We start from the raw sequence: 724 nt of genomic DNA, 5'->3' as shown, positions 1-724 counted from the left end.
GGGACCGACGATGGCCAGAAACTCGCCGCGGCGAACATCGAGGTCGACGCGGTGCAGCACTTCGGTGTCGGTCCCGTCGCGGGAGAAGGTGAGCGACAGGCCGCGCAGCGCGATCACGCTCTCCATCGCAGCAACCATCCTTGCAGCGCCACGAAGGCCGAGTCGACCAGGCCGTAGAGGCCCGCCATGGTGAGCATGTAGACGACGACGATGTCGGTCGCGAGCAGGCTCGACGCCTGCATCATCCGCTGGCCGAGCCCGAACACCCCGAAGATCTCGGCCGCCACCACGGCCATCCAGGCCTGACCGAGCGCGGTGCGGATACCGACCAGGATGCCGGGGGTCGCGGCCGGCAGCAGCACCTTGACGAGACGCTGAAGGCCGGACCGGAACCCGAAGGCGTCGGCGAGCTCGATCAGGTCGCGGTCGACGGCCCGCACCGCCCCGTGCGCGGCGAAGTAGACGATCCAGAACACCCCGACCGCGATGATGAAGACGGCGGCCTGTGGCGCCACCCCGAACCAGATGATGGCGAACGGCACCCAGGCGAGGCCGGGCACCGGGCGCAGCACCCGCACGATCCAGGCCGTGAAGCTCTCGGCGCCCCGGTACATGCCGGTGAGCACGCCGAGCCCGACGCCGAGCGCCGCGCCGCCGACCGCGACCGCGGCGAGGAACCGCGACGCCGGATGGCGAAGCGCGCCGAGCGCCACCGCGGCGACGG

Annotated in this window: 1 protein-coding gene; it reads right to left on the bottom strand. The window is 71.7% G+C overall.

Annotated elements, in window-relative coordinates; translation table 11 throughout:
* Positions 1–113: 113 nt before the first annotated feature.
* The coding region (locus ABTU92_RS28480; RefSeq protein WP_408094946.1) for an ABC transporter permease at positions 114–724 on the bottom strand (611 nt) is incomplete at its 5' end.

The organism is Rhodoplanes sp. SY1 (assembly GCF_046000175.1).
Classification (GTDB): Bacteria; Pseudomonadota; Alphaproteobacteria; order Rhizobiales; family Xanthobacteraceae; genus Rhodoplanes.
Note: the sequence above shows the minus strand (reverse complement) of the source record. Positions and strands in the feature narration are given on the sequence as shown.